6 protein-coding genes are annotated in these 8,274 nt (G+C 66.6%); all 6 read right to left on the bottom strand.

Annotated features, from left to right (window positions below; all coding sequences use genetic code 11):
- Nucleotides 1-337: 337 nt before the first annotated feature.
- The 6 genes from TF1_RS01310 to TF1_RS01285 all read right to left on the bottom strand — a co-directional run bounded on the left by TF1_RS01310 (nucleotide 338) and on the right by TF1_RS01285 (nucleotide 8,052).
- Nucleotides 338-1,426: a hypothetical protein gene (locus tag TF1_RS01310; protein ID WP_011291710.1), complete on the bottom strand. Its 1,089-nt coding sequence runs from the start codon at nucleotides 1,424-1,426 to the stop codon at nucleotides 338-340.
- Between the two features lie 240 nt (nucleotides 1,427-1,666).
- Nucleotides 1,667-2,746: a Zn-dependent alcohol dehydrogenase gene (locus TF1_RS01305; RefSeq protein WP_011291711.1), complete on the bottom strand. Its 1,080-nt coding sequence runs from the start codon at nucleotides 2,744-2,746 to the stop codon at nucleotides 1,667-1,669.
- Between the two features lie 173 nt (nucleotides 2,747-2,919).
- Nucleotides 2,920-4,677, bottom strand: coding sequence for a SpoIIE family protein phosphatase (locus tag TF1_RS01300; RefSeq protein WP_061783546.1), 1,758 nt, complete (start codon nucleotides 4,675-4,677; stop codon nucleotides 2,920-2,922).
- Nucleotides 4,678-4,809: 132 nt separating this feature from the next.
- On the bottom strand, nucleotides 4,810-5,352 hold the full coding sequence (locus TF1_RS01295) for a hypothetical protein (protein WP_016188571.1): 543 nt from the start codon (nucleotides 5,350-5,352) through the stop codon (nucleotides 4,810-4,812).
- 237 nt (nucleotides 5,353-5,589) lie between these two features.
- Complete coding sequence (locus TF1_RS01290) at nucleotides 5,590-6,780, bottom strand: NAD(P)/FAD-dependent oxidoreductase (protein WP_011291714.1); 1,191 nt, start codon at nucleotides 6,778-6,780, stop codon at nucleotides 5,590-5,592.
- Between the two features lie 21 nt (nucleotides 6,781-6,801).
- A complete protein-coding gene (locus tag TF1_RS01285) occupies nucleotides 6,802-8,052 on the bottom strand; it encodes a cytochrome P450 (protein ID WP_016188572.1) in 1,251 nt (416 codons plus the stop codon).
- Nucleotides 8,053-8,274 lie beyond the last annotated feature (222 nt).

Below are 8,274 nucleotides of genomic sequence, written 5' to 3'. Positions count from 1 at the left end.
GACCGACCCGTGGGCGGACGCGGGGGCGGTCCACTGGGTCAGCCCGAGAAGGGCTGTGAAGAGGACCGCGAGAGCCCGTACTGTCCACCGGTGTTTCCCGGTACGAGAGTAACGATGCATTAGTGTTCTCCAAATTTCCGGATGTGGGGGCTCCGGGCATGGGAACGCTCCCATGCTGAGAGAAATATTACTAATTGGAATTGATCAAAAACAGGGAGTGATAAAAATAAGAGAATATTTCCCTTTTGTTTCATAAGTCGGATTTTTTAAATAAAATGACAGAAGTGAAATGAGTGATGATTTGGGAGGTTATGTCCCCCGGGAGTCCTGCAGCGCGTCAGTCCTGCTCGGGAGAGGACAGCACATCGGCGGCCTGTGCCAGCCACTGGCCTGCAGCCAGGGCGTCGCGGATGCTGGCGTCGCGGGCCTCGCGGATCGCCTCCAGGTCTGCGGCTGTGGCCAAGTGGTCGACGCCGAGCTGTGCCGCGGTGGCTTCGGCGAGCAGCTCCCCGTAGGCGCTGTCCCGGCTCCGTGCTTCCTCGATCTGCTCCCACTCGCGCTGCCGCTGCACGGCCAGGCGCACTTTCTCCCCGTAGTCGACGATGGCAGCGACCCGCCGCTCGATCGCCTCGTGCACTGCGCGGATCGCCTCCCGCTGGGGCCGCAGTGACGCGCGCACGGTGGCAGAGACGGCGTTCTCCTCGCGTTCCGCCAGCTCAGCACTGAGTTTCTGCTGCTGGTAGAGCAGGCGCGCCAGCTGCCACTCTTGATCTTGCACGATCATCGATGCCTGCTGGCCGTCGAAGGCTTCGCCGAGGGCCGCCGCGGACTCCTCGATGAGACGTCGAGTCCGCTGGACATGCAGCAGGAGTGTCTGCCCGTACTCGTCGAAGTCGTCGGGAATGAAATAGCGGTCGTGGTGCGTGCGGGGAGAGTCGTCCGCGACGAGCACACCGATCGTCACCAGAATCCCCAGGAGGGCGGTGACAACGGAGGCCAGGATGACAATACCGTCGTGGCCCAGCCAATCTCCAAAGGTGATCAGGCCACCAAAAAGGAAAAAGGCAGCTATCCCTCCCAGCCAACCGCGGACGCGGAAAGCAGCCACAATCCCTGCGAGCATGAGCAGCGTGGCGATCACAGCGAAGAAATCCATGAAAGTGGAAACCGCCCACGCCACTGCTGCAGTAGCCCCTGCGGTCAGGGCCACAAGGAAGACCGCGCTGACTGCTCTGCCCCCGGCAGAGCGCGGTCTGACCTCTTCGCCCCTGGTGCGGCTGGGCTTCTTCTCGGCAGGAAGCAAAGAGCCGGTGCGACGGGCGAGCCGCTCTCTTACCTCGGCAGGCAGTTCGGGGTCGAAGATCGGGAGTAGTTGCGCGACTCCCTCATCCTCGTGCTTGTCGTGGGAGGACATCGCGACTGGCACTCTCTTTCCCAGCTTCCTGTTCGAGAGGACGGGATGCTGTGGGATCCCGAATGCCTTCGATGCTCTATGGCGCGGAAGACCGCGTCAAATCTCGGGGACGTTGCCGGGAGCTTCCAGGGCGGAGAGCGGGGTGCGGTGCGCCCTCCGTGCCAGTACGGTTGGGGCCTCCCCGCGGGGAGGCCCCAACCGTACTGAGAGGACGAGGAAGTGTGAGAGGAAAAGCCAGGCCGTCGGCAGCGATCAGAAGGTGAGGACCGTGCGTGCGCCGAGCGGGTTGTCGAGGGCGGCCAGGGCGCTGTTGACCTCGCTGAGGGGCACCCGGGCGGTGAGGAGTTCGTCGAGTTTGAGGCGGCCGTCCAGGTAGAGCTGGCAGTAGAAGGGGATGTCGATCCGGGGGCGGGCAGAGCCCATCTTGGATCCCTGGAGGCGTTTTTCCAGCAGCAGGTCGGTGGCGCGGATGCTCACCTGCACCTCGGGGTGGGCCACACCCACGACGGTGGCGGTGCCCTTGGTGTCGAGCATCCGGAAGGCCTGCTCCATGGTCGCGGCGATGCCGACCACTTCAATGGCGTGGTCGACTCCGCCGCCGGTCAGTTCGCGCACGGCCTCCACCGGATCGGTGGTGCTGGCGTCGATGGTGTGGGTGGCGCCGAATTGCCGGGCGAGGTCGAGTTTGTCGGCGAGCCGGTCGATGGCGATGATCTGCGCGGCCCCGCACAGTCGGGCTCCTTGGATCACGTTGAGGCCCACACCGCCACAGCCGATAACGGCCACAGTCTGACCGGATTGCACCTGGGCGGCGTTGCGTACCGCGCCCATGCCGGTGATGACGGAGCAGCCGAGGAGGGCGGCGCGGTCGAGCGGCATCTCCTCGGGCAGTTTGACGACGGCGCCTTCGTAGACGAGGACCTGTTCTGCGAATCCGCCGAGGCCGACGAACGGTTCGACGGGGGTGTCGCCTTGGGAGAGCCGCGGCGGCTGGCCGGGGTCTCTGGAGCGGCGCTTGTGCGCGCAGTGCTGGAGTTCGCCGCGCATGCACCAGCGGCAGGTGCCGCAGAAGGCGGAAGCACAGGTCACCACGTGGTCGCCGGGTTCGACGGCGGTGACGGCGCTGCCTACCCGTTCCACGATTCCTGCGACTTCGTGGCCGAGGATGAGGGGCAGGGGAAGGTCGTTGGCTCCCTGCTGCATGGTCCGGTCGGTGTGGCAGACACCGGAGGCTGCGACGCGGATGAGGACTTCGTCGGGGGCGGGCTCGGAGACAGTGACGTCCTCGATCACTAGGTCCTTGCGGAACTCGTGCAGGACGGCTGCTTTCATCAACGCTCCCAGAGGGGTCGGCAATGAGACGCAGATAACAATATATTGCTTATTATTAATTTCATAGATGTGAGTGATCTGAGTCTCATTGGGTGCTGGAGAGTGCGGGCAGCCGCCCGCCGCACCGAAGCCTGCGGCACGCCCAGCCTAAGAAGCGGGCGCGGGCCTCGGGATCAGGTGGGGGATGCGCTGTTGATCTGCGTCTTCGGGGTGCACGGGACCATCTGAGGGTCGGTGACACGGAGCGCGAGGAGCGCCACGTCGTCGTCGTGGCCCGCGGCACGGACCCGGGAGATGAGCCCGTCGCACAAGTCCGCAAGGGAGGAGTGCGCCAGGCGGGCAGCGTGGTCGCGCAGCGACTCCAGGCCGGTGTCGATAGGGCGCGCAGCCGATTCGACCAGGCCGTCGCTGTAGAACACCACGGTGGTCGACGGTGTCAGGGTGGTGGTGAAGTTCTGGCGACGCGCAAAGGGGACGATGCCGAGCAGAGGGTCATTCTCCGCGTCGAGAAAGCGGCTGTGGCCGTCGCGGTCGAGCAGCAGCGGGGGCGGATGCCCAGCATTGGTCCAGGCCAACTGCCATGAAGAGTCCGCTGTCCGTTCCAGCCGGGCGAAGATGAGGGTGGCCATGGTGGGGGCGTCCAAAGTGACCAGCGCCTGGTCGAGCCGGGAGACGATCTCCCCGGGGGTGGACGTGTGGTCCCAGGCGAAAGCGCGCAGCATACTGCGGATCTCGGCCATCTGGGCGGCCGAGCGCAGGTCGTGTCCTGTCACGTCGCCGAGCACCATGGTGAGCGTGCCGTCCGCCAAGGTGAACGCGTCATACCAGTCGCCGCCGACCCGGGAGGACTGGGGTGCAGGGTAGTAGCGTGCCTCCATTTCGAGTCCGGGGATGCGGGGAAGCTGCGGCAGCAGGTAGCGCTGCATGGTTTCTGCGACTCGGCGCTGCTGCTCGTAGTCGAGGGCGAGCCCGGCCTGGTGGGCGATGTCGTCGACCAGGGTGATCTCGGTGGAGGTGAAGTCGGGACGCTCCTTGGAACGGCCGAGGGTCAGCGCGCCGAGGATGCTGCCGCCCCGGCCGCGCAGCGGAGCGGCGATCGCGGAATGCATCCCCGTGGTGGCGAACAGTCGCCGCTGCACCACGGCCATCTCCGCGTCCGGGGGCACGCTGTAGTCTTCGGGGCTGATCCGGGACACCGGGGCGCCTTTGAGGACCCGGGAGAGCGGCATCTGCGACTCCGGGGGAACCGGTGGGAGCGAGCCTTCCAGTTCTTCGACCCGCACGTGGCGGTTGTCGTGGTAGTGTATCGCCGCGGCCCGGCGGACGTGGCCGTGTTCGTCGATCAAGTCCACGATGGCCCAGTCGGCGAGGCGCGGCAGCACCAACTGCACGACTTGGCGCAGGGCTTCCGCGATCTCCACATGGGAGGTCAGCACCGTGGTGGTTGCGGAGATCAGCGACAGGTTCGCGGTCAGCGCTGCCACATGGTCGGGGTCGTACGTGCCGAACATTTCAGGGTCGAAGACCCGTTCGTGGAACAGCACCGCCGTCCCCGGATCTCCGTTCTCCAACCGGTAGGGGGCGACCAGCCACACCACCGGCAGCAGTCCGCCGTCGCCGCACATGAACCATGCGCTGCCCGCACGGATGGTGAATTCGTGCTGGTAGTCCTGGGTCAGTTTGCACTCCTGGGGCGACAGCAGGGTGCCGTTTGCGCTCCGATGCAGTGCGTCATGCGCGTTGCTGCCGACCAGAAGCGCTGCGGACCAGCGCAGGATCTCTTCGGCACGCGGGTTCACTGAGACGATGCGCTCTTGTGCGTCGGTGACGTAGATCCCGATGTTCAGGCCGGTCAGGACCTTTTCGACAAGCAGCGGGTCTGCAGCGGCGGCCTGGCCACTGCGCTTGCCGTGCTCTGCCTGGTGTCTCATGCCGGAACTCTCCGCGCAGGTGCGACTGCTCCTCCAACGCCGTTCCTCTGCCCCGGCCGCAGAGCAATAACCCCGGGCATAGGGCTGGGGCGGTGCCCGGCACCGCCCCAGCCCTGCTGTGGTCGGGGCTGGTCAGGCGCAGTGGTCGTAGACGCTGACCCCGGAGAGCTCGTCGTTGCCGACCCTGCCGTACGGGAAGTTGCCCGCCCGGTTCTTCGGGAAGAACGCGGCCGGCTCGGTGCCTGGAGCGTGGACGTGGAAGTAGCCGCAGAACCCGTAGGAGGCCCACGAGCTCGCCTGGTCGTTGAATTTCTGCGGGATGTAGTACAGCCCGGGTTCGACAAAGTAGAGGTGCCAGCCTTCGCGTTCAGCCCGCGACCCCCACGGCCCGTGCTCCGCGACCACGACGTATGGGACGTAGTCGTCGTCGCAGCGGCCATGGTGGTGGTGTCCGCAGTGGTGGTGGCCGCTGCCGCGGTTCGAGGCCATGGTGTCCCGGGCAGGCTGGAGGCATTCCGCGGAATCGGCGTCCCCGCCGTTAGGGACCAGGGTTACCGCACAGTTCGGCAAGATCACCGGCTGGTGGTCGACCTCGGCCGCGGCGTTGGGCGTGCTCGTGGAGACCAGCACACCGGTCAGGAGTCCGGTGAGAGCAAGAGTGATGGAACGGCGCATGACTCCCCCAATGTCACGTCTCTTAGTGACCTTATGGTTACATAGCGTTCCTATTGGTGGGAGTCTTCGTAGCCGTGTCGCCCTCGTTTCCCCGCGGGACAGGGCAGCAGGACCCTGGGAGAAGAGGTGGGGCGGGCGCCAGGAGTCCCACCTCACCTGGCAGGAGCGCACAAAGAACCGTCCCCGGTGCTGGGGGATCAGCACCGGGGACGGTAGCGGCGGTATCCCCTGGAGAGGTCAACGCCCGCGAGGTGGAGCGAGTTTGGCCTGCGGGTCGCGCAGGGCGGCCTCGTCAGGGCGGGCTCCCGCGGCGATGGCCATGCGCGCGTCGATCATCAGCCGCGGCGCGTCGATGCTCAGGTGCGCGGTGAGGCGCCCCTCGGCATCCACCCAGGCTGCGGCCCACTGCGGGGTGCCGTCGCCCCGGATGACCAGCGTGTCCTCCGGGCTGTGGTGTCCCACGTACTGGATCTTGTGACCGAACTGGTCACTCCAGAAGTAGGGCACCGGATCGTGGACAGGCAGCGGGTCCTGGCTGGACGGGTCGTGGAGCAGAACGCCAGCGAGAGTGCGGGCTGCTTCTCGCGCGTCGTCCCAGTGCTCGACCCGGATCCGGGTGTTCCACCGCGGCGACCAGCGCACCGCGACGTCGCCGAGGGCGTAGATGCCCGGCAGGGAGGTGCGCAGGTGCTCGTCCACGACCACCCCGGTGTCCAGTGCGATCCCCGAACCGGACAGCCAGTCGACGGCCGGACGTACCCCGATCCCGGTGACGACCACGTCGGCGTCCACCTGCTCGCCGTTGGCGAGCTGCACCCCGGTCTCGGTGACCTCGGCGACTCCCGTGTCCAGCCGCAAGTCCACCTCCGACCACCAGGGCAGGAAGCGCTGGCCTACGTCTGCACCAAGCGCAGCGGAGAGGGGAGCGGGCCCTGCTTCGATGCAGGTCACCGAGCATCCCCGGCGCAGGGCCGCGGTTGCGACCTCGGCGCTGATCCAGCTCGCTCCCACCAGGACCACCCGCTGTCCGGGCTTGAGTTCGGCCCGGAGCTGGGCCGCGTCCTCCACGGTGCGGACCGTGAACTGGCGTCCCGGGCCGGGCAGCCGGATCGGGGAGGCCCCGGTGGCGATGACGAGCGCGTCGTAGGACAGCTCTCCGTCAGTGGTCTGCACGGTGCGCGCATCGGGGACGAGCCCGGTGGCGGCGACCCCGAGCCGCACGTCCACCGACAACTGGGCGTAGTCGGTGGGGAAGGTGGAGTCGTGCTCCTCCTCAAGAAGTGCAGCCTTCGACAGCGGCGGCCGGTCGTAGGGGGGATGCGGCTCGGCGCAGAGCATGACCAGCTCGCCCTCGTATCCCCGGCTGCGGAGCTGTTCGCAGGTTCGGGAGGCGGCGAGGCCGCCTCCCACAATGACGATCCGTTCCATAGTGGGCGTTGGCGTGCGGGATCAGCCGATGACCGCTTCGGACAGGGGAAGCACCCGCTTGCCGGGGGTGAACTTGGCGGGGATGCTCCGGAAGCCCACGTTGGTGCCCTGGTCGTGGAAGGGCACCAGGGCGTCGAAGTCGATCGTGTAGTCGGGCATGCGGGTGAGGATCTCCTGCAGCAGCCGCTTGGCCATGAACCGGCCGAGGTGGGAGCCCGCGCACCGGTGGACACCGATACCGAAGGCGACGTGGCGGTTGGGCCACCGGTGGATGTCGATGGTGTCGGGGTTCTCGAACTGCTCTTCGTCCCGGTTGGCCGACGCCCACGAGAGGAGGACCCGGTCGCCCTTCTTCATCGAGCAGCCGTGGAACTCGACGTCGCGGGTGACGGTGCGGGCCAGAGCCTGCGTGGGGGAGAAGACCCGGAGGAACTCCTCCACAGCGCGGTCGAGCAGGCTCAGGTCGTCGATGAGTTCCTGGCGGACGTCGGGGTTCTTGGCCAGCCAGACGAGGGCCTGACTCACCAGCGAAGCCGTGGTTCCGGTGCCGCCGGAGACGAGCAGGTCGACCATGGCGAAGACCTCCTCGTCGGTGATGGGACGGTCGTCGACCTTCTGCGACACCAGGAAGCTGATGACGTCGTCCTTGGGCTCCTGGCGGCGGGCCCGGATGGTGTCCCACATCTGCTGGGACAGGGCGGGAAGCTCCACTTCGACGGCGTGCCGGAACGCCTCGCTGTCCTGGGGCTCGGCCAGGGTGGCGCGGTGGGCGTCAGCGTAGCGCTTCCAGTCCTTCACGGGCAGGCCCAGCCAGTCGATGGTGACGATCGCGGGCACACCGATGATCGTGGTGAAGTCGCACTCGCCCTTTTCGATGACGCTGTCGACGAAGGCGACGGTGTACCGCTCCACCATCTCCTTCATCCGTTCCACCGCGGCGGGCGCGGTGACCTGGTTGACGATCTTGCGGTACTTCCGGAACTCCGGCGGGTCGACCTCGATGGGAATGTGGTGGTACATCGGGGTCGGGGGGATGACGATGGCCAGCCCGTCAGTGCCCGCCGCCTCACGGGTGGAGGAGAACAGGTCGTCGTCGCGGGCGGCGTCGAAGACGCTCTGGTAGTCCGACAGCACCCAGTAGCCGCCGTGGGCCTCGGTCCAGCCGCGCTTGTGGGTCTGCCGCAGCGCGCGGTAGGCGCCCACCGGGTCCTTGGCGTGCTCCGGAGAGTGGTGATCGAAGTGGATCACCGGGCAACGCGTGGGGTTGCTCATGCTGTGTGCCCTTTCCTGTCCTGGTTCGTGCGCGGAAGTCCGTTGTGAGCTGTGCGGATATGGTCTGTGACGAGATCTCGTATGGTGTGTGATCTTTATTGCGGTCCTGGTGATAATCGTTATACTCAAAAGCATTAATGTCAAGATGGCCAGGGAGAATAGGGATCTCTGGTCCCTAAGGAGGGCAACATGCGCGTCCGAGTCGACGGAAAGCAGTGCCAA

Source organism: Thermobifida fusca NBRC 14071 = JCM 3263, assembly GCF_001592045.1.
Taxonomy (GTDB): Bacteria; Actinomycetota; Actinomycetes; order Streptosporangiales; family Streptosporangiaceae; genus Thermobifida; species Thermobifida fusca.
Note: the sequence above shows the minus strand (reverse complement) of the source record. Positions and strands in the feature narration are given on the sequence as shown.

Coding starts and splice junctions, on each gene's coding strand:
- TF1_RS01290 (WP_011291714.1), bottom strand. CDS start 6,780: ATGGAACGGATCGTCATTGTGGGAGGCGGCCTCGCCGCCTCCCGAACC.
- TF1_RS01300 (WP_061783546.1), bottom strand. CDS start 4,677: ATGAGACACCAGGCAGAGCACGGCAAGCGCAGTGGCCAGGCCGCCGCT.
- TF1_RS01305 (WP_011291711.1), bottom strand. CDS start 2,746: ATGAAAGCAGCCGTCCTGCACGAGTTCCGCAAGGACCTAGTGATCGAG.
- TF1_RS01285 (WP_016188572.1), bottom strand. CDS start 8,052: ATGAGCAACCCCACGCGTTGCCCGGTGATCCACTTCGATCACCACTCT.
- TF1_RS01295 (WP_016188571.1), bottom strand. CDS start 5,352: ATGCGCCGTTCCATCACTCTTGCTCTCACCGGACTCCTGACCGGTGTG.